Origin of the sequence: Neobacillus sp. OS1-2 (genome assembly GCF_030915505.1) — a bacterium.
Classification (GTDB): Bacteria; Bacillota; Bacilli; order Bacillales; family Cytobacillaceae; genus Neobacillus.
This window is the reverse complement of sequence record NZ_CP133265.1, coordinates 3,506,352-3,528,531: the sequence shown is the minus strand read 5'-3', so window position 1 is coordinate 3,528,531 and position 22,180 is coordinate 3,506,352. Positions and strand designations below refer to the sequence as shown.

Below are 22,180 nucleotides of genomic sequence, written 5' to 3'. Positions count from 1 at the left end.
ACAAGAAAATATATTAATATAACTTTCCCATTATATATCAAAGCCAATCATATTTTCTGCAATTTCCGCAAAAGATTCTTCAGACTGTGTAAAATATTCTTCCCAAATCTGCTTGCTCCAAATTTCAATTCGATTGGAAACACCTAAGATTACGCATTCCTTTTCCAATTTTGCATATTGCAACAGTGGTGCAGGGATATTGATTCTTCCTTGCTTATCAAGTTCACTCTCTGTTGCACCTGAAAAGAAGAATCTTGTAAAGGCACGGGCGTCTTTTTTTGTCAGCGGCAGCCCTTTTAGCTTTTCTTCTATAAGCGCCCATTCTGAAACTGGGTAACCAAATAAACATTGATCCAATCCTCTAGTGATGATAAACATGTCGCCAAGTTCATCTCGGAATTTGGAGGGCACAATCATACGGCCTTTAATATCAATGCTGTGATGGTATTCACCCATGAACATACCCGTTACCCCCACTTTCTATAAAAAATGTACCACATTCCCCCACTTTTCACCACCTATTTTTAAACTATTCGCTCCACTTTCTTGAAAATCCTTTTTTATTCGTAATTTTGGGCAAAAAAAAACCTCACAACAAGTGTGAAGGTTTCCTATACTTTTAATACCTTATGACGGCCATCAAATTCAAAGGTCCCTGCCATTACCTTGTTCATGAACGATAAACCATGTTTATTTAAATAATAAAATACATTCCATACTCGTTCTTGCGGAAATCCATCAGGCCGTAATGCCAGATCAATCCTGGCATATTTTTTTAAGAGGACATCGTGTTTCAACTTTACCGCATTTTCTAGTTTTGATTGCATGAAGCCAATCTCTTTTAATAAATAACTCTCGTTTTTCTTCAACATCGGCATGAGCGAACGATCTAGTTGCTCTGTCTTGGCTTCAATCAGTTTGTATTGATTTCCTAACTGCTCTATCGTCCGGGAGAATAATTCTGCTAATTCTTTATCTTTAATCGCAGCCAAAAATTTTTCCTTTTCCTGTTCGGTTCCATTTTTCAAGATCTCCATCAAATCCAGTTTCAATTCTGAAATATCTGTTTCCACTGAACGATCTAAAAAAGTAATATTCAAGCGTGGGACAATGGGCGGCATTTTTAGATGAAAATGTTCAAATACAAGCTTAAGTTCAGCCCAGTAAGCAATTTCACCAGGGCCTGCTATAAAAGCGATGGTCGGAAAAAGACATTCCTGCATGAGCGGACGTGTCACCACGTTGTTACTTAATACAGCAGGATTTTCATCAGCCAGCACTAGTAATTCTTCTTTAGTAAAGGTAATAGCACCACTTTTTCCCACAAAGCAATCAATTTCACGATCATATTCTAGCAAAATTCGCTCATTTGCTCTTTTATTATAATAGAAAAGGTTTGCCGCTTTCTCGTTTGCCTCAATGGTAATAGGGAAGCCATTTTCCGTTATTTGCTTTTGCTGCTCTAAAAGCGAGAAAGTGATCGCTTCGTGCTGATCAATTTGTTCTTTAAAGAAATCCTTTTGTATCTGGCGGAAATCCTTATTCCCCGAATCAACAATTAACAACCCGTAATCCTTGAAAAGTTCCATAATAATATTCGCAAAGAAATCGACAAAGGTGGGTGACTTAGTTATTTGTACATCGGCAAATTCTAAAAGATTATTTGTGTGCTCTGTTTCACCAAAATTTTTTATCAAATTTTCTACCCATGAAAGACAGATATCCTTGTTTAATGTGATATCCGATACCATTTTCTTTTGATGGACTTTTTCGGGATATGTCCACTTATCTACTCTTCCTGCACAAGGTACAAAGATATGATTGACTTCCTGGAAATCATGATCCTCACCGGCAATCCAAAAAACAGGGATGATGGGGATTCCCAACTGTCTTTCCTTTTGCTCAGCTAATTTTATGATTGAGATGACTTTATGTATGGAATAAAGAGGTCCCGTCAGAATCCCAGCCTGTTGGCCGCCAATAACAACAGCACTATTATTTGCCTTCAACTTTTCAAGTGAATTCTTTACAGCATCTGAAGACGGAAAGCGCTCCATAAAACCCTCAATATGTGCAGCAACCTCTTTGCGTGGAAACGATCGGCTGCTAAGTTCAGCTATTCTTTTCATATCTTCTTGTTGATCATTAAAACGATAATGAAAAAAAGACTGGATTTCAACAGATTGTTCCAAATAATGTGATGCAAACCGGTTCGTTGCTGGTAACGAGAGATTTAAAATCTCCATTTATGTACTTCCTTTCTGATCACCCAAATTCATTCTTTTACGAGTATACCACTCCCCATCCAAATTTAAAAAAACTTCGACTTGTAATTATGTAAAAAACGTAAAAATAACGACTCGATGGATTAATCCATACAAAGTTAAGGTGATATACACGAGAAAAAAGAACAGAAAACTAAAGCGCCAAAAACCTTTCATTACCCTTCCTAGGATAATTTCTTCTTTTAGCTTCCAATGGACAAAAACAAAGACCATGGCAATCATGATCATGATAAGGATGATCACCCATAATAACGATTTCCCCCAAATGATAACGATTAAAAAGTGAACAGAAAAGATAAACAAGATGGTTGTGTAATCCAGTGCCAGATGTAAAGATCTACGTGAATTTCTTGTGATGAATTTAAGCACTAAAAAAACAAGAATAGTTCCTAAAAACGGTAATGTAAAGAAGACGGTTAAAAAAACAGAAAGGATTGTGCTCATAAAGCGCCCTCCCTGTCAAGCTCTTTTCCCTTAATAAAATGATAAAGAATACTCAATTGTGGTGCCTCTTTCTCCTGTTTTTCTGCTTCATCTAGTAAATAGCCTAAAATTGCATCAATTTCTGTCAAATTGTTTGCTTCCATATCTTTAAACATCGAGGAACGGTTATCTTCCGTATTTTTACAAATTTCAATAACCAGACGCAAATATTCCTCCGGCTGCTCAAGGTTCAAAATAAAGGAAATTTCCGCAAAAACCTTCTGAACTGCTTGGAAATAGAATCGATTTTTGATTAAAACTCCATTTTTCACCTGAAGGAGTGCAGTTAAGGGGTTTATGACTGCATTAACAATTAATTTTTTTATCAACATTGGATAAAAGTCTTCATGTAACACCATTGGAAATTCTCCATTAAGTTCGGATACCAATTGCTGTAATGAAACAGCAGTACCTTTAAATACAGCCACATTCGTAACGCCGTTTCCATTATGGCTGACAGTAGTTGAATTTTCCTTTAGTGCTCCATGTTCCACAGATCCAACATAGAGATCATTTGCTCTTACACCCTCGAGAAGCTTTAAATGCCCCATTCCATTTTGTAAAAATAATAGGTGTTCTGGCACAGCCGATAACTGATTTATTTTCTCGATAATGGGTAGAAGCTGATATTGTTTCACTGCTATAATCGTAAAATTTTCTGTGCCCGTCCACATCCCGATTGGCTGCGCCCTGACCATCGTCACTCTCTCATTTCCCCCATTACGTAGTTTGATTCCATTTTTATTAATCTCTTGTGCTTGCTTAGATGTTCTCGTATATATCGTCACATCAAGAACCCTGCTAATGTAGGATGCAAATAATAATCCTATTGAACCGGCTCCAATAATTCCAACTTTCATCATAATCCCTCGTTTTAAATTGTCTTTATTCGTTATTTTAGCAGATGCTGAAGACTTATTAGTAGGATTTTTCAAAAAAATAACCCCTTTCCGATAAAATCGAAAAGGGGGAAGCATGTTAAACTGGATAAACTGGATGCTTTCTGACACTGAAGGTTAATTCCTTTGTTTCATAGTAAGCAAATCTTTGAATAAGCACCTCTCTTAATTCTGACGGGGCGACAATTTCATCAACAATGAGCTCTGAAGCAAGTTTATAAATATCAATATGCTCTTTGTACTCTTTATGCTTTTCTTGAACAAAGGCGATTCTTTCTTTAGCGTCCGCAATTTCATTAATCTTATTAGAATAAACAGCATTTACAGCAGCCTCCGGACCCATGACCGCAATTTGGGCAGTTGGCAGAGCAATACAGCAATCAGGCTCAAATGCCGGACCTGCCATCGCATAAAGACCTGCACCATAAGCTTTTCTCACAATAACTGAGATTTTCGGTACGGTAGCAGAGCTCATAGCGGCAATCAATTTTGCCCCATGACGGATGATTCCGGCTCTTTCTACTTTCGTGCCAATCATAAAGCCTGGAACATCCGCTAGGAATAGTAAGGGAATATGGAAAGCATCGCAGAGCTGGATGAATTTTGCTGCTTTATCTGCGGAATCCACAAATAAAACACCGCCCTTTACCTTAGGTTGATTGGCAATAATTCCAACAGCTCTTCCATTGATTCTGGCTATTCCAGTAATTAATTCCGGCGCAAATAACTTCTTTATTTCATAAAAACTAGCATTATCCACAAGTCGATCAATACATTCAAACATATCAAATGGGGCATTTTGATTTTCAGGAATAATCGCTTCCAGTTCACGACCATCCTTTGCTGCCACACCCTCAATCAATTTTGGCTTTTCCTTAAAACTTGCAGGAAAATAACTGATATATTTTTTTGCCGATTCAATGGCTTCTTCCTCACTGTAGGCCAATACATCTCCACAGCCGCTGATTGTACAGTGCATGCGGGCACCGCCCATTTCCTCAAGCGTTACCTTTTCGCCAATTACCTTTTCAGCCATCCGTGGTGAGCCCAAATACATCGATGCATTTTGATCGACCATAATAACCAAATCACAGAATGCCGGGATATATGCACCTCCAGCGGCTGAAGGACCAAACAGAATACATACTTGTGGAATCATTCCTGATAGCTTCACTTGGTTATAAAAGATTTTCCCTGCTCCACGGCGATTTGGAAACATTTCTACTTGATCAGTGATCCTCGCACCGGCAGAATCAACAAGATAAAATAAAGGGACCTTTAATTTTTCCGCCGTTTCTTGGATCCGGATGATCTTTTCAACTGTGCGAGCCCCCCATGAGCCAGCTTTAATTGTTGAATCATTTGCCATGACACAAACTGTCTGACCATTAATTTTACCAATACCTGTTACAACACCGTCTGATGGCAGATCACCAGCCTGGAAGTTGGCAAATTTTCCATCTTCCTCATATTTCCCTTCATCAAATAATAATCTCAGGCGGTCTCGAACAAACAGCTTTTTTTGCTCTGTCAGCTTTTCATGATATTTTGGATGTCCGCCAGCCTCGATTTTTTTCCTATTTTCATTTAATTGGTCATTTAATGTATGAGTTGTTGCCATTATGCTCCTCCTCTCCGAAATACTACTCTAGTACAAGTAAAACATCGCCTTCATTGACGAAGTCACCGATGCTGACATTTACCTTCTGAACTAAACCCTCAACAGCACTTTCGATTGGAATTTCCATTTTCATTGATTCCAACATTAATACCTCTTGACCTGTGTTAACTTGGTCTCCAACTTGAGCAAAAATATTTAATACTGTCCCAGCCATTGATGCTGTAATTTCTTTCATAATTTTTACACTCCTTACTATTTCACTAAATTTTTTGTTAGAAAGCTTGTGGTGTACAATCCTTGTTGGAAATCTTGGTCTGCTAGAATATTCAAGAAAAGTGGTGCGTTAGTTTTAATACCTTCAATTTTCAACTTTTTAAAGAAGTTTTCTGCAGCAACTAATACTTCTGCCCTAGTTGAACCGTGAAAAATACATTTGGCAATCATCGGATCATAATAGGGTGTCACTGTTCCGCCTTCTTCATATCCTGAATCAATTCTGACTCCATTATTTTCATTCCAATCAAGCTTGGTAATTTTCCCCGGCGACGGTAAAAACCGGACAGGATCTTCAGCATAAAGGCGGAATTCAATGGCATTTCCGGTAGATACAATCTCAGATTGTAACAACGGTAATTTCTCGCCCCCAGCCACAAGTATTTGCCATTTAACTAAATCAAGTCCTGTAATCATTTCTGTCACAGGATGCTCCACTTGGAGTCGTGTATTCATTTCCAGAAAATAAAAGTCTTCATTTTCATCGACTATAAATTCGATCGTCCCAGCATTTGAATATTCGACAGCACGCGCGGCTTTGACAGCAGTTTCATACATTTTCTCCCTTACCGTATCAGATAGAAAAGGGGATGGTGATTCTTCGACAACTTTTTGGTGTCTTCTTTGAATGGAACAATCTCTTTCAAACAAATGAACCATATTCCCACTGTGGTCACCAAATATCTGAATTTCCACGTGCCTGCTACTTGCAATATATTTTTCAATGAAAACTTCATCTGAACCGAAATAGGCCATTGCTCTCGACTTTGTCGAATCATAGGACTTAACGAGCGCTTGCTCATTTTCACAAAGCACCATACCAATTCCGCCACCTCCGCCACTAGCTTTAAGCATGACAGGGTATCCTATTATCTCGGCAAGACCAAGAGCTTCTTCAATAGTTTTTAAGCCGCCACTACTGCCAGGAACAACGGGGACACCGGCTTTCTCCATTGTTTGCCGGGAAACAATTTTATCGCCCATTAATTCAATAGTCTCAGGCTTCGGACCGATGAAAATAATCCCTTCGTTGATGACTTTCCTAGCAAATGCTGCATTTTCAGATAAAAATCCATATCCGGGGTGGATGGCATCCACTTTTTCGTTTTTTGCTATTTCCAAAATTTTATCACTTTGTAAATAGGATTTGTTCACAGGTGATTCCCCTACATAAACAGCCTTTGTTGCCGCCTTTACAAAGGGCATTTCCTTATCAGCTTCAGAATAAATAGCAATTGTTTCAATCCCCATCACATGACAGGTTTTCATAATCCGATGGGCAATTTCTCCACGATTGGCAATTAAAATTTTTTGCACATTTTTTCCCCTTTCATACCCCTTTTGTTCCATCATAATTAAATTTCTACATCATTCCCCGAATTTCCTGCAAATTTTGAAAACGCTTTCGAAAGATATTTAAAGAATTTTTTATGGTTTTGTTATATAATGATAGTAATTCATTTTGAATAATGCGAAAATTGTTCCATTCATATTATTCAGATCCATAGGAATATATACAAAATGTTGAGATCATTATTTTTTGGAGGTTGACCATGAAAGCAAAAGTGGAAAAACTAAAAGTAAATTTCAAAACGCTAGAAGAATTTAAAAAATTTAAAGAATATGGGATTCAGGAACTATCCATGCTTGAGGATCTTGAAGCAAATATGGTTGAGGATGATAGTGATTCTCCATTTTACGGGATTTATTTTGGGGACAAACTAGTAGCACGAATGAGTTTATATCAAATTGATGCTAAATTTGATCGTTATTTCTATCCACCACAAAACTATTTAGAATTATGGAAGCTTGAGGTATTACCAGGCTATCAAGGTAAGGGATTTGGTAAAGTTCTTGTAGAATTTGCAAAAGGCTTGGGCCTTCCAATCAAGACAAACCCTAGAGTTCAATCCAGAGAATTCTGGGAACATATGGAGTTTTCTAACGTAGAGTATGATATGGAGCGTGACCGTGGAGAAAATCCACTAGTCTGGTATCCAGCAGGTGTGGAAGCCCAAAACCAATAACACGGAAAAAGCGGACAGAAGTGTCCGCTTTTCCTATTACTTCTCCACTCTTTCAAGGTTTCCGTTTTTGTCCATTTGGAATTTTACTTTTTGTTGTCGATCCTCATCGTGAAGGACGACCATTTTCCTAGCCCGTTCCATAATTTCAATTAAAGAACGGTAGTCTTCCTCGATCGCCTTTAAATTTTTTGCCAGTCTTTCGTTTTCAGCTGCCAAGTAAAAAGCTTTTTTTTCCAACTCTTTGATTTTTTCAGTGGATTTGTTCCTATCCTCTTCAAAACTAGATGAGGCCTCTGCTTGTTTTTGGAGTCCTTCTAAGAAATGGATTACGGCGGGAAAGGTGATCGTACTCCCTTGTTCACATCCAGGGGGTGACTGGAGAACTTCCACAATTGCCTGCTCTTGAATAGGCTCACTTTCAACTGGAGCGTCTTGCTTCTTTAACTCCTTCCGCTGTTTCTTTGCAAGCTCTATTCCAGACTTATACTGCTTACGGACATATGAGTTCCAGCGGAAACCGCAGGCCGCGGAAGTTCTCGACAGCTGTTTACCTACCTCCTCAAATGCCTGCAGTTGTGTCCCGCCTTCACGAATATGCCTTAGGACAACTTCAGCAAGCAACAAATCTTCATCCTGGGACCATGCATCTTGTCTCGTAGGTGACATCAATCCATCCCTCCTAGTGTTTTTTATAATACATATGCTTCTACTAGAAAAGATAGACTGTTATTATGTGGTCTTTTACTCTTTATTCAATGTTTTTTTACTCACAAACGACTTTACGTAATCGTGATGGGCATCACTCTCCCAGAGGACTGAACAATTTCGAATCTCCTCCTCTATTCTTTCACGCAGCAAGGATTGCTCCCACTTTCTAATCCAGACTTTTTTATAGGATTGAAGAACACTTCCATCAATCTCTAACATCTTTTCCATGAATGCCTCGCACGCATGAAGAGAGTCGGTTTCAAAGAGGTCATTAAAAAAGCCCAGTTTTTTTAAGTCTTCTGCTTCCTTGAGTTCTGCCTCCATTAAAAGTTTCATCGCACTCGCAGTTGGAAGTTTTTCTGCTAGGATGGTGCCACCGCCCCAGCCTGTGGTGATTGCTTGCTTTCCCTGAATAAACCCTGCTTTAATTCCCTTTCGAGCTAAACGAAAATCGCAGGCAGCCGCAAGCTCACAACCTCCCCCAATGACCGTCCCTTTAATAAGTGCAATGGTCGGAATTGGTAAGGTAAGGAGCGAGTAAAGAATGTTTGCCATCATCGAGAGCATAGGATACGCTTCTTCCTTGGTATGAAGGTTATGAAAAACGGATAAATCACCGCCGGAACAAAAGGCTTGTGACCCTTCACCGGTTATGATAAGTGCCTTGATATCCGATTCAGAGGCTCTTTTAACTGCCTCACGAAGGCCATTCATTACTTCATAATTAATGGCGTTTCTTTTTTCACTTCTTGTAATCGTAAATAATAAATAGCCCTTCTCACGTTTTTCGATGGTATAGGCCAAGCACTCTCACCCTTTTCATAACTATATTTTTAGAAACTCAGAAATCAATAGTATGTATAGAAACGATAAAAGCACAAGGGCTTTACTAGCTCCTTGTGCTTTCTATCCTTAACGGAAATTAGTCGTTCACAACTTCTTTTCCTTTGTATGTTCCGCAAGCTTTACATACGCGGTGAGCAAGTTTCATTTCACCACAGTTTGGGCAAGCTACCATACCAGGTACATTTAGTTTAAAATGAGTACGACGCTTTCTTTTTGCAGTTTTAGAAGTTCTTCTAAAAGGTACAGCCATTCTTCCCACCTCCTTAAAGAATATCAAGAAAGTAATGAAGGCCAGGAGTGCTGGTTCTTCACTTAGCTTCTTAGGTTTGCCGATTATGATTCGGAAGAATTGTTTTCGTCAAAAAACTTAGCAAGTCCTGCCAGACGCGGATCAATCTTTTTCGATTGACTTTCCTCATGAAGTACTTCCCAATCCTTACCGGACTGCGGAGCTGCATCTTCAGATTCTACATCTTCGCAAAACACTTGCATCGGAATCTCAAGTAAAAGGATTTCTCTAATGATTGGCATTAAATCAATCACATCACCATTTACTTGGTAAGCTTCCTCTCCACTTTCATAAACTGAACCTTGTAAGAGGAAAGTTTCAGTTGTTTCGACATTAATTGGGAGTTTTACATCCACTAAAGTACGAGAACAAGGAAGGATTAAATGACCTTCGATTTTTAAATGGAATGTCACTTTTGTTGAGTCAATATCTCCCCGACCAGTGATATGCATCGGTGAAACCTCGCGAATAGTCGCATCAATTTGTTTGATCTCATCCACACGAGTCGTCTCATCAATTAAAAATTCCTTGTTTCGATATTTTTGTAATTGACTTAATGTCCATTTCAATTGAATCACCCCAAGGCAACAAAGGTAATTATAGCCTTCGATAAAATTTTTGTCAATGTTTTTTCTTTACACCCCGTCAGGTGATGTTACAGTAACTAGAATTACTTAAAAGAGTTTTCCTTTATAGTGTATCCAGATAAGTCCAAGACAAACATCTTCAACATCTTATCACATTATTTGATTGGTTTCCTTAGAATTTTGCTATAATGTTAAAAAAGTTAAAAATCAAAGGGAGATTGTAAATGAATGCTGTTGGTGTAATTGTCGAATACAACCCTTTTCACAACGGACATGCCTTCCATTTAAAAGCATCGAAGGAAGCAGCAACGGCTGATGTTGTCATCGCCGTAATGAGCGGGAACTTTTTGCAGCGAGGGGAGCCAGCACTTGTTTCCAAATGGTACCGTACGAAAATGGCGTTATTGAGTGGTGTCGACCTTGTCTTTGAACTTCCCTACCGCTTCGCTGTCCATAAGGCAGAAACATTTGCAAATGGAGCCGTGTCCATTCTAGATGCCGCCTGCTGCCAATCAGTCTGCTTCGGAAGTGAGAATGGAAATATCTCTGATTTTTATCAGACCATTGATTTTTTAAATGAGCAGAAACAACCATTTGATGAAAATATCCATCAATACATGGATAAAGGTGTCAGTTATCCAAAAGCCGTATCGCTTGCATTTAAACTATTGGCTAACTCAGAAAATTACTTAGATTTAGCGAAACCGAACAACATCCTAGGACTTGAATACATAAAAGCGGTTAACAAACTAAAAAGCGGGATGCAACCGTTGACGGTGACCCGAAAAAATGCTGATTATCATGATGAACATTTTGCCTCAGAAACGATCGCAAGTGCCACGAGTATCCGCAAGGCCATTTTCTCTAAATTAGATGGCAAAACGGAAATTGACCAATACGTACCTGAACCTACCAGGCAATTGTTAAAGGACTATCTTCAACGCTATCAAATTTTCCATCAATGGGAAAATTATTGGAGCTATCTGCAATTTCGTCTTCTCCATACGACCCCGGACGACCTTCGAGAAATTTATGAGATGGAGGAGGGACTTGAAAACAGGTTACAGGCTGCGGCTTTAGAGGCTGGGAGTTTTCAAGAATTTATGCAGAAGATAAAAACGAAACGGTATACATGGACAAGACTACAACGTCTGTGCGTTCATATTCTAACGAATACGAAAAAAACAGAATTAAAAAATCAACGAGAAACCGCCACCTATTTAAGACTATTAGGGATGACCAGCAATGGTAGAGAATATTTGAACAAGAATAAAAAGAATTTCAGCCTGCCTCTTATTTCTAAGCTTTCTTCCTTTAAGGGAAATGAAATCCTCCTTGATGTTAGAGCAGCACGTGTATATGCACTTGGCGTCCCTAATCAGCTGAAAAAGGAAATGATAAAGCGAGAATATTCACAGTCGCCCATTTATATTGAATAAAAAAGATGATGCGCTATGCATCATCCTTTTTTATTTCTTAGGTAGTTGTTCTAGATAATGAACGGCTTCATCAAATGTATCAATTGGTACTATTTTCATTTTCGTGTTAATTTCATTTGCTGTTTTTAATGCATCCTTATAGTTTGATTTTTTTGCCCCTTTTTCATTTGGAGCTAAGAAAATTTCCGCACCCGCCTTGTCAGCCGCAACAATCTTTTGTTCTATCCCACCGATAGGCCCTACATTTCCCGCCCCGTCAATCGTCCCTGTTCCGGCTATTTGGTACCCTTTAGTTAAATCTTCACTTGTTAATTGGTTATATATTTCCAAAGAAAACATTAATCCGGCAGACGGTCCGCCAATTTCATCCGTCCTTACCTTTACCTTAGGCTCAACCACAATTTCTTTATCGTCCACTAATGAAATACCAATACCTATTTTTGTAGGATCTTCTTTAAATGGCTGTAGACTTAAGCTGGCTGTCCGTGTTTTTTTATTTCTTGAATATGTTAGCGTGACCTTATCCCCGACACGTTTTTGACCAACATAATCAATAAATTTCTCTGAAGAAGGAAATTGATGTCCATCTACTTTATAAATTCGATCACCTGCATGAAGTTTTCCTTCCGCAGGCATTCCCGGAACCACCTGGACAACATAAATACCTTTATATTTATAATGAACAGGTAATCCCGCTTTACGGTAGGCAACCTCAATAGCATTTAGTTTCGAACCTGCCATTAGATGGAGCTGTCTAGCATTGTATTCTTCCTCGGTTTCCTTTTTGTATAATATCATTTCTAAAGGATAAATTTCTTCATATTTTCGAAGCTTTGCTTCTAAATAGGAATAAATATTGGCTCTACCCATTCTAACCGTTGTCAACATGAAATTCCCTTCATCCTTGTAGCCTTCCTCAACCGAAATGATGGGCGCTAGTTCTTTAGCCATTCCTGGTTTTGATACATAGTATGGCAAGGAATAATACATTCCGCCTATAAGAATAAGAGCTATTAATAGTAAAGACCCTAAATAAATTTTTTTACGCATGGCTAGTGCTCACCCTTCCATTGTTCAATAACGGTTTCAATTTGCCGTATATGCTTTTTTGTTTCTTCCCTTCCGGCATTAATGATTTCCTCATGATGTGTAAAGGCCCGTGAGCTATACATTTCAACAGGAGGACGGATCATCACATCTGCAGAATTTTCTCGATTGTTGATGATTTCTGTTTGCATAATATCAATGCTCTGCATAATGACATCGTAAATGGTGGTTATTTCAGCATTCCGTTTCACTCGCGAAACATCCACCGCGATGACAATATCCGCCCCCATTTCTTTGGCAACTGAAATAGGAACACGGTCTGTTACCCCGCCATCCACTAACATTCTTCCATTATATTTTTCCGGCACAAAAATACCGGGGATGGAGATACTTGCTCGTACCGCTTCTGCAACTGGCCCCTTTTTAAAAATGACTTTTTCTCCTGTCAATAAATCAGTTGCCACAATGCTGATTGGTAAAGTTAGATCTTCAATATTTTTCCCGTGGGTAAAAACCCTGATAAACTCTTTGATTTTTTTACCGGAGATTAACCCCATTTTAGGAACAGTAAAATCTAAAAAGTATTTCCTTTTAAAAGCGGTCGATAGTTTATATAACCGATCCAAATCAATCCCAGCACCGTAAAAGCTGGCCACAAGCGCACCCATACTGCTGCCAGCAATCAAATGAATCGGAATTCCTGCTTCAGTCAATGCCATTATGACACCTAAATGAGCAAACCCGCGCGCACCACCGGAACCAAGTGCCAAGCCTATTTTTGGGTGCTCCATATCGCTTGACCTCCTAATAATTACTGAATAGAAATCTCGTTCAATCTTATGGTCTAAATTCATGTTCTATGAGTATATTTGAATTAAATAGGGACAAGGGTTGGCATTTTTCACTTTTAGAATACTCTCTATTTTAGCATTGATAATATTGAATTGCACAGTTATAGCAATCGGTCCGAAGGAGGTCCCTTCATTGTTTCGGTCAAAATTAAAAACAATCGTTCTTTCTGTTTCTGTCACGATTTTAGCGGCTTCGCTAATTTCCTTTCCACAAGTATCGTTTGAAGCCTCGATCCGCGGCCTTAATATGTGGTGGAAAATTGTCTTTCCTTCCCTCTTGCCTTTTTTTATTGTCTCCGAGATGTTGATAGGCTTTGGTGTAGTTAAGTTCATTGGTGTTATACTAGAACCCTTCATGAGACCTCTTTTTAAAGTTCCCGGCGTGGGCGGGTTTGTATTAGCAATGGGCATGGCCTCCGGATTTCCGGCAGGAGCGAAGTTTACCGCAAGATTACGCCAAGAAGGGCAATTAACCCAAATTGAGGCAGAAAGGCTTGTTTCCTTTACCAATTCCTCAAATCCGTTATTTATCTTTGGGGCTGTATCAGTGGGATTCTTTCATAATCCTAATTTAGGGATTCTCCTGGCATTAGCCCATTATTTGGGGAATATCTCCGTTGGGATTATCATGCGTTTTTATGGAAATGAATCTCCCGACAAAACCACTGAAAAAGGGAAAAAATTTAAAATAAAAGCAGCTTTATCTGCCTTACATCAAACTAGATTAAAAGATAATCGACCAATAGGGAAACTTCTTGGCGATGCTGTCAATTCTTCGATTCAAACCTTATTAATGGTGGGCGGATTCATTATAGTGTTTTCAGTAGTAAATAAACTTCTTTATCATTTACATATAACGGCAGCACTTGGTAGGTTCGTGGAAATTGTCCTAGCATTTTTATCATTTCCGGAAAAATTAAGTATCCCGCTAATATCTGGGCTATTTGAAATAACACTGGGAAGTGACCTGACCAGCCATGTTGGAACTGCAACACTTCTTCAACAGGCAGTGATCGTCAGTTTTATTTTAGCTTTTAGCGGTTTTAGTGTCCAAGCACAGGTCGCCAGTATCCTTGCCCAAACAGATATTAGATTTAAACCCTTTTTTATTGCGAGAATTTTCCACGGTATTTTCGCCAGTTTTTTTGCACTTATTCTGTGGAAACCAATTTATGTACATTTTACTAACAAAGAACAGCCATCAAACGCATTGCCAGTTGGTTGGTTTTTCGAAGAAGGTTCATGGACGAACCATTTTTACCATAAAATGATGGAGATGGGACCGCTCATAACCATCTGTTCTTTGTTTTTGCATATCCTAATCTTGTTTACCAGGTTAAAAAAGAGCTAGGCACGTGCCCAGCTCTTTTACAGTTTAAACTTTTTGTGAAGTTCTTTTTCCACAATAGGTGGAACAAGTGAGGAAATATCGCCATTATACTTCGCTACTTCTTTTACAATACTTGAGCTTAAAAAAGAATATTGGTTGTTTGTCATGATAAAAAAGGTTTCGATATCATCATTTAACACCCTGTTCATCGAGGTAATTTGCATTTCATACTCAAAGTCCGAAACCGCTCGTAAGCCTCGTAAGATCGCATTTGCCTTAACCTCTTTAGCGTAATCAACTAATAAACCAGAATGTTCATCAACCTTTACATTTGGAAGATCTTTAGTTACTGCTTTTATTAGATTAATTCGCTCCTCAACGCTGAATAATGGATTTTTTGATGAATTATTCATCACACTCACATAGACCATATCGAATACTTTTGCACCTCTTCTAATGATATCTAAATGGCCATATGTAATTGGATCAAAACTCCCTGGACAGACGGCTATTCCAACCAACCTAATTCCCCCTTACTTTCTGCATTTCGCGAATAAATCGTCACAGCAATCATTCCATACACTTCATGTTTAATTTCTGTGAATCTTCCAACCGTTTGTGGCAATTCCACATCAAAGCTATGCTCACAAACAATAATCCCACCTGTTTGTACCAAGTCTTGTTGATCCATCTTTTCCATTAAATGAACAAGCTGCTGTTTTTTGTATGGCGGATCTAAAAATATGTAATCAAAACAGACTTCCCTTTTTACTAGAGCTTTTAAGGCCCTATCAGCATCATTACGAAAAACTTCGGATTTCTCCTCAAATTTACAAGCTTTAATATTATCATGGATCACTTGAACTGCTCTTGCCTCACGGTCAATAAAAATGACCTTCTCTAATCCCCTGCTCAGAGCTTCTAAGCCTAACCCACCGCTGCCTGCAAATAAATCCAACCCTATCCCCCCATCAAAATAAGGACCAATCATATTAAATAAGGCTTCTTTCACTTTATCCGTCGTCGGACGAGTTGTATTTCCTGGAACAGCTTTAAGAGGTCTCCCCTTACAAATACCCGAAACTACTCTCATGGACCTATCACCACATTTTAACAGAATTATATTGGACTTTGAGAAATGTCCAGCCTTCGGCGCTAATAAACAGGCGCCTTATGCTTTTTTTACCATCCTATCATAATTTATAAAAAGTAGACAATCCGTTCTAGCATTTCTTTTTATCTTGATACCTGGTTAGCAAAAACAGCCCGGATGGAAAAATTATTAAATAGACGTATAACCTTTTGCGTAGTGGAAATAATGTAAGTAACAACATCAATTCGAGGATGTTGTTGCCAACCGCGGAGAAGACTTACGTTTCCCCATAAGTTCTTCCTCCGGTTTCTCCTCTCCCTTTGCCTTCTATCCTTTTATTAGGATGTAGAAGGACCCTGCAGAAAATTCTGCAGGGTTTTTTTTATAACCAATACCCAAATTAATAGGTGAGGGTTCCAAAATCCCCTCACCTATTTAAATTCCCATTTTATAGTCATATTCCTTTGCCTTATCTGGGGCTGAATTTTCATACTCCATTCTTAAAAATGGCTTATATGAAGGTTCTACTTTCTTAACAAATGAAAAAGAATTTAACTTTTCCATTATTCCCTCTATCTCTTCTTGATTACAATACAAGACAACATATTTAAGCTTTTTAGACACAAAATGAACATTTCCAAATCGTCTTAACATCTTAGCTTGTTTTAAAGAATATAGCCAAACAACTAATCCCTGTCTCTGAACAAACATACTTTTTTCCCCTTCAGCAAAACCATCATTTTACATTAGTCTAGCACATTAAAACAACCCTTTTCAATTCATAATAAAAAAAATCAGCTAGTTAGGAAGCTGATTTTTTTCATCCGCACCCACAGCTGCCGCCAGTGCCACAACCGCTCCCGTGGCCATTATCAAAAAATGGGTTCCCACTCGGTACCTTGATGTGTTCTGATACTGCATTTCCGACCAGCCTGCTGATTTGATCTAAAAGATCTTGTAATTCATTTTCAGCCACCTTGAACTCGGCAACGAGAGGATCTAAATCCATTTCCCGTTTATACTCACGAATTTTCATCATGACCTTTTTATAATCAGGATGATATTTTCCGAAGCGTTGAACCTCTTCATAAAGTTCCTTAAGGTTGGCAAATTGTTTTATCTTTCGTTGTGTTTCTTTGTTATGTTGCATTTTATATAAACATATTTGGTAATGTTCCGCAATATCGGACTCTAATACCATCTTAGCTAAACCTTCTGCATTTTCCAATAATTCAATTCTTTCAATAGTAGCAAGCACTGTGCCCACCTCCAATGCCATTTTACCATGAAAGTATATGGAATGCTAAATTTTCTACCTATCAAGGGATATTTACCATAAATTCTTTTGCTAATCCGTAAGGTTCATTTGTAAGTTTTACCACTTCAAGTTTTACTTTATGTTCCCCAGGAGAAAGGCCCTTAATAATAAACGCTGCTGAAGTGACTTCAGTATTCCTTTTCCCATCAACCCAAACAACCATTTTCCCAGTCTTTTTCCGAGAATGGTCGGATTCCCTGAAACTAATTCCATTAACAATGCATTCAACTAAAAGTTGATTTCCTTTTATCTTATGCTGTACAAATAATGATGGAATCTCCCTTGAATGTTGATTATAAACAGGGATTATATTGACATCTGAATGACTCGACCGGTCAATAGAGATAACTTTTGGTTTTGTTTCTGGTTTTGGCAAATCTTTTTGGCATCCAGAAACAATTCCCGATAGCAGGATTAGTAGAATATAAAATCGTATAATCATCTTCAACCTTATCACTCCTTATTTAGGTATTGTTCGCCTCCTTTAACCTTTTTAGTCGTATTCTAATCGCAAAAAAAAGAGCCACATATAAAATGAATGTGGTCTTTTGTCACCCTTGTGTCTTCATTGCTTGAAACATATGATACATCATGGATGCCATTTGAACACTATTAGAAAACTTTTCGACTTGATCAGGAATAGTCTTTTTATAATAATGTAAGGAGGCAATTTCAAGCGACTGTAAATCATAGGGATTTCTTGATAGTTTTCGATACCATTGTGGCTGCTCCCGAACAAATTGCTTTAGGTCCTTCTGGCGTTCTATATAATCTAGTACATCTCTTCGCATAATTTATGATTCCCCTCCACTAGTCTTTTCGAAATCCAAAAGGATGCTTCGGCCCCTCGGGTGGCTTACTTGATCCCGGGGCAGAATTTCCACCTTGGAATTGGGAAATAACACCCTGAATTGCCCCTAATGCCTGACTTAAATTATTAATATGAGTTTGCATCTGATTTGGGTCCATCTTTTTGACCATCCCCATAATATTTGCCATCCAATCTCCCTTGGATTCTTTATTTGGTTCAGTGTCAGTGCTTTTTTCAGTACCTATCACGTCCCAGCGTTGATCCTCTTCCCCTAATAAATACCAATCCTCATATAGCTCTTGCCAGGTCGCCTTCCCATCCCGAACCTCTTTAATGATTTTCGGATTACTTTTGACAAATTCTTTGAATTTGAGCACGGAAGGGTGCAATTTTTTTTGCGTCATGTTTCTCACCTCAGCCCATAATAATCGCCAATAATACAATATGTAGGAAAAGATGAAATGTGAAACATCAAATCTGAGTGAAATGATTTATTATTATCTTTCTAAGTGGTAAGATGTCAGAAGATAATGTAGTGAAAGAGGTAGTAGTATGAAAGACGAATTGCGTCGATTATTAGAAACATGTCTCGAAACCGGATCAGAAACTGACCTTCAGGCCATTGCCACCCTATTAGAAGGTGTCCAAAGAAAAATTAAACGAAACAGGAATACCTTTATTGATGGCCTTCTACATATGGAAAGAAGTTTTGACCAAAATTCCTGCGAAATTACTATTCCGATTAATCCAATTATTAATAATGACCTTAGTATTGTCCACGGCGGGATTACAGCGACCGTTCTTGATTCGGCCATGGGTGTCATGGCTTATCAACAGCTTCCGGAAGGATTTGCCGCAGTAACCAATCAGCTTAATATTCATTATATTGCACCAGGTATTGGTGATTCACTTCGTTGCAAAGCCGAAATCATTCATCAAGGCAGTAAAACGATGGTTATCTCCGGGGAGGTATACCGTAGTGATGGAAAAAAAATCGCCTATGCAACAGGAACCTTTTTTATCATTAAAAAATAATGTAAGGGGCGTTTAATCAAAATGGTTACCGCCATCGTTATTCCAATCATTTGCCTGTATTTTTACTGGCTGACAAGAAAAGAGATGAAAGAGCAGGATGTGAAATGGCTTAATGTAGGTAATATCCCGCATGAGGCCGTCATTACAGGAGAAATTAAAGATATTGTGGAGGAGAGACAGCGCTTTTATTATCATCGCTACATTTTTGTACAAACACTTAAACTGCAAACTGAATCAAAAATAATCAACGCAAAAATGATCACTCCAATTAAGAAAAACGTGAAAGCTGATTCTTTCATCATCGGTGATGTCATTCGAGTTTATGGAAGCTGGGAAGGCAGCACCATTTTATTTAATCATTACGAAAAGAAGAAAATCACGAACAATGAAAAAAGGTGACATCGTCACCTTTTTTCATTGTCCGCTTTTTGAATAAAATCTTGCGTATAAAACTTTTGATAGACCCCAACACCTAGATGGGAATAATCCTTATTTAATAACTTATCTCTGTGACCTTTACTGTTGAGCCAACCTTCGACAACTCCAGGGGCATCCGTATATTTTGCGGCAATATTTTCTCCGGCAGTCGCATAAGCTATTTTTGCCGCTTTTAATCGATTGGTTAGATCACCAAATTTTTTAGATGTATGGGAAAAGTCGTCATTTTCTGCCATATCCTTACTATGCCCATAGGCCGCTTCAGCGATTGCGTCATCCCAAATTAACGGTTTTAATTTGTTCCTTACCCGTAATACATTGGTGATATCAAATATTTCCTGTGCCACCCCATTTTCTATTAGCTTCCACGCTTCCTCAGTTGGTCCTTCCACCTGTGGTAACTCCCCGCTATAAGCAAGTTCATATGGACGTTGTTTAATAAGTGTTTCAGCGTTTAGAAAGCGCACACTTGATAAATTCCCGGTAATCCTGTCAATGTAGAGCTGGACATAAAGATCTCCTAATTTAACCATCGGTCTAAGATTTAAATCATTATCATTCAATTCAAATCGGTAGGAATTTCCATTTACCACTAGATTAATATTTGTATCAAAGTATTGTGTATTAAAAATTTCCTCAACTGGCTGTCCAATTTCAAAGGGAGCAACATCCAGCGTTTCGCCAATTGCAAAAATAGTCACAACCCGATTATTTTCAACCCCAACCTGTATATACCGGTTATAGTTCTGTTTATATACATACCATTGATAGCCATACAATGATTCATCAATTCTATCAGGAGCTCCAAATTCCTTTTCTAGGACAGAAACGTCTTGTCCAATCAATAATGCTACCCCTTCTTTTGGTTTATCGAAAGAGGCTTTATTCCCTTCAGGATTTTCAAGCCCTTGAGGCAATGATTGTTTCATTTCCAAGGTCGGATCCTCTTTGATCAAAACATTATCATCATTTTTTTCATTTATGCTAACATAAAAACCAATCGTTAAAAAAACGACTGAGAGTATTAAAATTCTACTAAGAGTCCGCAGAGGCATTCACCCTCTCTTTTAGTATTTCTATTATTTTATGTATGGATAATTTAATTATATCACCAATATCCAGAATAGTAATAATCATTAACAAAAATGTCTGATAATAAATAAAGCAGGTGCACTATGCACCTGCTGGTTGTTAAATATTATTATTCAAGTAAATAAATTTAGTATTGAACACCATTATAGTTTTGCTCAGATATTTCAGTCAGCGCTTCTTTTGCTTGATCATCAGTTAATTCGCTTATGGCAAAATCACCGAGTGAAACAATTCCTATTAGCTTTCCATTTTCCTCCACTGGTAGTCTTCGAATTTGATGCTCTGCCATCAACTTTGCCGCATCCCTGCTAGAAGTATCGGGAGTTACTGTTACAAGTGTTTTACTCATAATATCTTCTACTTTTGTTGAACCAGGATGTTTTTCAGCAACACCTCTGATAACAATATCTCTGTCTGTTATCATACCAACAAGTTTTTCCTCGTCCACAATAGGAATAGCACCAACATTTAGTTCCTTCATTTTTACTGCAACCTCATACATATTATCTAATAATGTACAGCACTCCACATTATCAGTCATAATCTCACGAATTTCCTCCATGTCACGATCCTCCAGAAAATTATTTCATTAACAATACTATGGTTATCAAACCGCGAATAATTTATTCGAGTGAACTATCCATTGCAAGTTGAAACATTTTCAACTATTATTAAAATGAACTATAATTGCTATACTACCAATATAGGGAAGATCGGTAAGGCAATCGTTTTAGGAGGGTTAATAATGAAATTTGAGAATACGGGACTAGAAAAGTTAAAAGCGGAATTAAACCGCTTAGACGAAGTCATGCATGAACATGGTTTGGTCAGGGCAGGACAATGGGATTACGAGCGTGTTACATACGATCGCAAGTTTGAATTAAAAGAGGGCACATATTACCTTCGTGTTCAAGGTTATGCGCTTGAAGGGGACGTCGATACGTTCAAGGCAACCATACAATTAATGACACCATTTTTAGGTAAACATTATTATCCGCACGGAGTTGAATACGGCGAAGGTGAGAACTTCCCTGCCTCACTAGTAAACCAATGCAAGAAGATTCTCGAAACCGTTAAAGAAGATGTTAGTAAGTTTGCATTATAATTACGGATTAAATGAGGGTGCATGACTTTGCACCCTCATTTAATTTTGTTAAAAACCAAGAATCGCTTTGATCATCGAGGTCGTTTGACCACCATGATAAAAAACATATAACAATAGGTAAACAGCTACACCCGTAATCGCTGAAAAAAACCAAATGATACTCGTGATAGGACCAAGCTTACGATGGATGGATAATTTATTCTTAAACCCGGTCAGGATGGAGACAATTCCAAATAAAGCCCCAATTGTCGCTAGCGTAATATGAAAGACTAAAAATAACGTGTAATAAATCTTCATCTCTTCCGGTCCGCCAAAAGCAGTGTTTCCAATAAAAATCGTTCGTGAGGCATAAATAATAAAAAAGATAAGTGCAAAAACCCCAGCAATAAACATAGTCTTTTTGTGGGCCTCAATTTTCCTTTGTTTTATTTGCCACCATCCAATCGCTACAGTTAGGCCGCTTAAAACAATAAAGGTGGTACTGATTGTTGGTAAAATCGGTAACGAATTCATATAGTTCCTCTCTTTTTACATATTCTACCCTCATTTTAGTGGAGTTCCCTATCCTTTTCAATAAATACAGAAGTTTTCAAAAAAAACCCC

General features: G+C 38.2%; 29 protein-coding genes. 6 read left to right on the top strand and 23 right to left on the bottom strand.

The window, feature by feature from the left end:
- Positions 1 to 30: 30 nt before the first annotated feature.
- The 7 genes from mraZ to RCG19_RS17595 all read right to left on the bottom strand — a co-directional run bounded on the left by mraZ (position 31) and on the right by RCG19_RS17595 (position 6,878).
- A complete protein-coding gene (gene mraZ, locus RCG19_RS17625) occupies positions 31 to 462 on the bottom strand; it encodes a division/cell wall cluster transcriptional repressor MraZ (RefSeq protein WP_308108180.1) in 432 nt (143 codons plus the stop codon).
- 149 nt (positions 463 to 611) lie between these two features.
- Positions 612 to 2,246 (bottom strand): bacillithiol biosynthesis cysteine-adding enzyme BshC, encoded by a 1,635-nt coding sequence (gene bshC / locus RCG19_RS17620; protein WP_308108179.1) that lies wholly within the window; start codon positions 2,244 to 2,246, stop codon positions 612 to 614.
- Positions 2,247 to 2,333: 87 nt separating this feature from the next.
- Positions 2,334 to 2,729, bottom strand: coding sequence for a DUF3397 domain-containing protein (locus RCG19_RS17615; protein ID WP_308108178.1), 396 nt, complete (start codon positions 2,727 to 2,729; stop codon positions 2,334 to 2,336).
- Positions 2,726 to 3,703 carry a 2-dehydropantoate 2-reductase gene (locus RCG19_RS17610; protein ID WP_308108176.1) on the bottom strand — a complete coding sequence of 326 codons (978 nt, stop codon included), beginning with the start codon at positions 3,701 to 3,703 and terminating at the stop codon, positions 2,726 to 2,728. The genes RCG19_RS17615 and RCG19_RS17610 overlap by 4 nt, the downstream gene beginning before the upstream one ends.
- 43 nt (positions 3,704 to 3,746) lie before the next feature.
- Positions 3,747 to 5,288, bottom strand: a complete 1,542-nt coding sequence (locus RCG19_RS17605; protein ID WP_308108175.1) for an acyl-CoA carboxylase subunit beta — start codon at positions 5,286 to 5,288, stop codon at positions 3,747 to 3,749.
- Between the two features lie 22 nt (positions 5,289 to 5,310).
- Complete coding sequence (locus RCG19_RS17600; RefSeq protein ID WP_166237847.1) at positions 5,311 to 5,523, bottom strand: acetyl-CoA carboxylase biotin carboxyl carrier protein subunit; 213 nt, start codon at positions 5,521 to 5,523, stop codon at positions 5,311 to 5,313.
- Between the two features lie 17 nt (positions 5,524 to 5,540).
- Positions 5,541 to 6,878, bottom strand: a complete 1,338-nt coding sequence (locus tag RCG19_RS17595) for an acetyl-CoA carboxylase biotin carboxylase subunit (protein ID WP_308108173.1) — start codon at positions 6,876 to 6,878, stop codon at positions 5,541 to 5,543.
- A 236-nt stretch (positions 6,879 to 7,114) separates the two neighbouring features.
- Here RCG19_RS17595 and RCG19_RS17590 point away from each other — a divergent pair, with 236 nt between their 5' ends.
- On the top strand, positions 7,115 to 7,588 hold the full coding sequence (locus tag RCG19_RS17590) for an N-acetyltransferase (protein WP_166237843.1): 474 nt from the start codon (positions 7,115 to 7,117) through the stop codon (positions 7,586 to 7,588).
- Between the two features lie 36 nt (positions 7,589 to 7,624).
- Here the strand turns inward: RCG19_RS17590 and RCG19_RS17585 are convergent, their stop codons facing one another.
- The 4 genes from RCG19_RS17585 to RCG19_RS17570 form a co-directional block, all read right to left on the bottom strand.
- Positions 7,625 to 8,254, bottom strand: coding sequence for an RsfA family transcriptional regulator (locus RCG19_RS17585; protein WP_166237842.1), 630 nt, complete (start codon positions 8,252 to 8,254; stop codon positions 7,625 to 7,627).
- A gap of 75 nt (positions 8,255 to 8,329) precedes the next feature.
- On the bottom strand, positions 8,330 to 9,100 hold the full coding sequence (locus tag RCG19_RS17580) for an enoyl-CoA hydratase/isomerase family protein (RefSeq protein WP_308108172.1): 771 nt from the start codon (positions 9,098 to 9,100) through the stop codon (positions 8,330 to 8,332).
- A 118-nt stretch (positions 9,101 to 9,218) separates the two neighbouring features.
- Positions 9,219 to 9,392, bottom strand: a complete 174-nt coding sequence (gene rpmF, locus RCG19_RS17575) for a 50S ribosomal protein L32 (protein WP_007086250.1) — start codon at positions 9,390 to 9,392, stop codon at positions 9,219 to 9,221.
- A gap of 83 nt (positions 9,393 to 9,475) precedes the next feature.
- Positions 9,476 to 10,000 carry a YceD family protein gene (locus RCG19_RS17570; protein WP_166237840.1) on the bottom strand — a complete coding sequence of 175 codons (525 nt, stop codon included), beginning with the start codon at positions 9,998 to 10,000 and terminating at the stop codon, positions 9,476 to 9,478.
- Positions 10,001 to 10,242: 242 nt separating this feature from the next.
- On the opposite strand from RCG19_RS17570, the gene RCG19_RS17565 reads away from it, so the two are divergent.
- On the top strand, positions 10,243 to 11,457 hold the full coding sequence (locus RCG19_RS17565) for a nucleotidyltransferase (RefSeq protein WP_308108171.1): 1,215 nt from the start codon (positions 10,243 to 10,245) through the stop codon (positions 11,455 to 11,457).
- A 30-nt stretch (positions 11,458 to 11,487) separates the two neighbouring features.
- On the opposite strand, the gene RCG19_RS17560 is transcribed toward RCG19_RS17565, so the two are convergent.
- Both RCG19_RS17560 and RCG19_RS17555 read right to left on the bottom strand, forming a co-directional pair.
- On the bottom strand, positions 11,488 to 12,507 hold the full coding sequence (locus RCG19_RS17560) for a SepM family pheromone-processing serine protease (protein WP_308108170.1): 1,020 nt from the start codon (positions 12,505 to 12,507) through the stop codon (positions 11,488 to 11,490).
- Between the two features lie 2 nt (positions 12,508 to 12,509).
- Entirely contained in the window at positions 12,510 to 13,295 is a 786-nt protein-coding gene (locus tag RCG19_RS17555; protein ID WP_308108168.1) for a patatin-like phospholipase family protein, read from the bottom strand.
- A 193-nt stretch (positions 13,296 to 13,488) separates the two neighbouring features.
- On the opposite strand from RCG19_RS17555, the gene ylbJ reads away from it, so the two are divergent.
- Entirely contained in the window at positions 13,489 to 14,706 is a 1,218-nt protein-coding gene (gene ylbJ / locus RCG19_RS17550) for a sporulation integral membrane protein YlbJ (RefSeq protein WP_308108167.1), read from the top strand.
- Between the two features lie 17 nt (positions 14,707 to 14,723).
- Here ylbJ and coaD read toward each other — a convergent pair whose 3' ends face one another.
- The 7 genes from coaD to RCG19_RS17515 all read right to left on the bottom strand — a co-directional run bounded on the left by coaD (position 14,724) and on the right by RCG19_RS17515 (position 18,311).
- Entirely contained in the window at positions 14,724 to 15,206 is a 483-nt protein-coding gene (coaD, locus tag RCG19_RS17545; protein WP_308108166.1) for a pantetheine-phosphate adenylyltransferase, read from the bottom strand.
- The gene (gene rsmD / locus RCG19_RS17540) at positions 15,194 to 15,778 is read right to left on the bottom strand and encodes a 16S rRNA (guanine(966)-N(2))-methyltransferase RsmD (RefSeq protein ID WP_308108165.1); all 585 of its coding nucleotides are present in this window, start codon (positions 15,776 to 15,778) and stop codon (positions 15,194 to 15,196) included. Before rsmD ends, coaD begins: the two co-directional genes overlap by 13 nt.
- 435 nt (positions 15,779 to 16,213) lie before the next feature.
- On the bottom strand, positions 16,214 to 16,489 hold the full coding sequence (locus tag RCG19_RS17535; protein WP_166237833.1) for a YlbG family protein: 276 nt from the start codon (positions 16,487 to 16,489) through the stop codon (positions 16,214 to 16,216).
- A gap of 109 nt (positions 16,490 to 16,598) precedes the next feature.
- Positions 16,599 to 17,036 (bottom strand): YlbF/YmcA family competence regulator, encoded by a 438-nt coding sequence (locus tag RCG19_RS17530; RefSeq protein WP_308108164.1) that lies wholly within the window; start codon positions 17,034 to 17,036, stop codon positions 16,599 to 16,601.
- A gap of 61 nt (positions 17,037 to 17,097) precedes the next feature.
- Positions 17,098 to 17,538, bottom strand: coding sequence for a hypothetical protein (locus RCG19_RS17525; protein ID WP_308111020.1), 441 nt, complete (start codon positions 17,536 to 17,538; stop codon positions 17,098 to 17,100).
- Positions 17,539 to 17,647: 109 nt separating this feature from the next.
- Positions 17,648 to 17,887, bottom strand: coding sequence for a YlbE-like family protein (locus RCG19_RS17520; RefSeq protein WP_166237831.1), 240 nt, complete (start codon positions 17,885 to 17,887; stop codon positions 17,648 to 17,650).
- A 19-nt stretch (positions 17,888 to 17,906) separates the two neighbouring features.
- A complete protein-coding gene (locus RCG19_RS17515) occupies positions 17,907 to 18,311 on the bottom strand; it encodes a YlbD family protein (protein ID WP_308108163.1) in 405 nt (134 codons plus the stop codon).
- 148 nt (positions 18,312 to 18,459) lie between these two features.
- Between RCG19_RS17515 and RCG19_RS17510 the strand changes: the two genes are divergently transcribed.
- Positions 18,460 to 18,942, top strand: a complete 483-nt coding sequence (locus RCG19_RS17510) for a PaaI family thioesterase (protein WP_166237827.1) — start codon at positions 18,460 to 18,462, stop codon at positions 18,940 to 18,942.
- 21 nt (positions 18,943 to 18,963) lie between these two features.
- Entirely contained in the window at positions 18,964 to 19,341 is a 378-nt protein-coding gene (locus tag RCG19_RS17505) for a hypothetical protein (RefSeq protein ID WP_308108162.1), read from the top strand.
- Between the two features lie 5 nt (positions 19,342 to 19,346).
- On the opposite strand, the gene RCG19_RS17500 is transcribed toward RCG19_RS17505, so the two are convergent.
- The gene (locus tag RCG19_RS17500) at positions 19,347 to 20,309 is read right to left on the bottom strand and encodes a CAP domain-containing protein (RefSeq protein WP_308111019.1); all 963 of its coding nucleotides are present in this window, start codon (positions 20,307 to 20,309) and stop codon (positions 19,347 to 19,349) included.
- 290 nt (positions 20,310 to 20,599) lie between these two features.
- Complete coding sequence (locus RCG19_RS17495; protein ID WP_308108161.1) at positions 20,600 to 21,034, bottom strand: CBS domain-containing protein; 435 nt, start codon at positions 21,032 to 21,034, stop codon at positions 20,600 to 20,602.
- A gap of 183 nt (positions 21,035 to 21,217) precedes the next feature.
- On the opposite strand from RCG19_RS17495, the gene RCG19_RS17490 reads away from it, so the two are divergent.
- Positions 21,218 to 21,577, top strand: a complete 360-nt coding sequence (locus tag RCG19_RS17490; RefSeq protein WP_308108160.1) for a YugN family protein — start codon at positions 21,218 to 21,220, stop codon at positions 21,575 to 21,577.
- A gap of 48 nt (positions 21,578 to 21,625) precedes the next feature.
- Here the strand turns inward: RCG19_RS17490 and RCG19_RS17485 are convergent, their stop codons facing one another.
- Positions 21,626 to 22,090: a DUF420 domain-containing protein gene (locus tag RCG19_RS17485; RefSeq protein ID WP_166237816.1), complete on the bottom strand. Its 465-nt coding sequence runs from the start codon at positions 22,088 to 22,090 to the stop codon at positions 21,626 to 21,628.
- Positions 22,091 to 22,180: the final 90 nt, after the last annotated feature.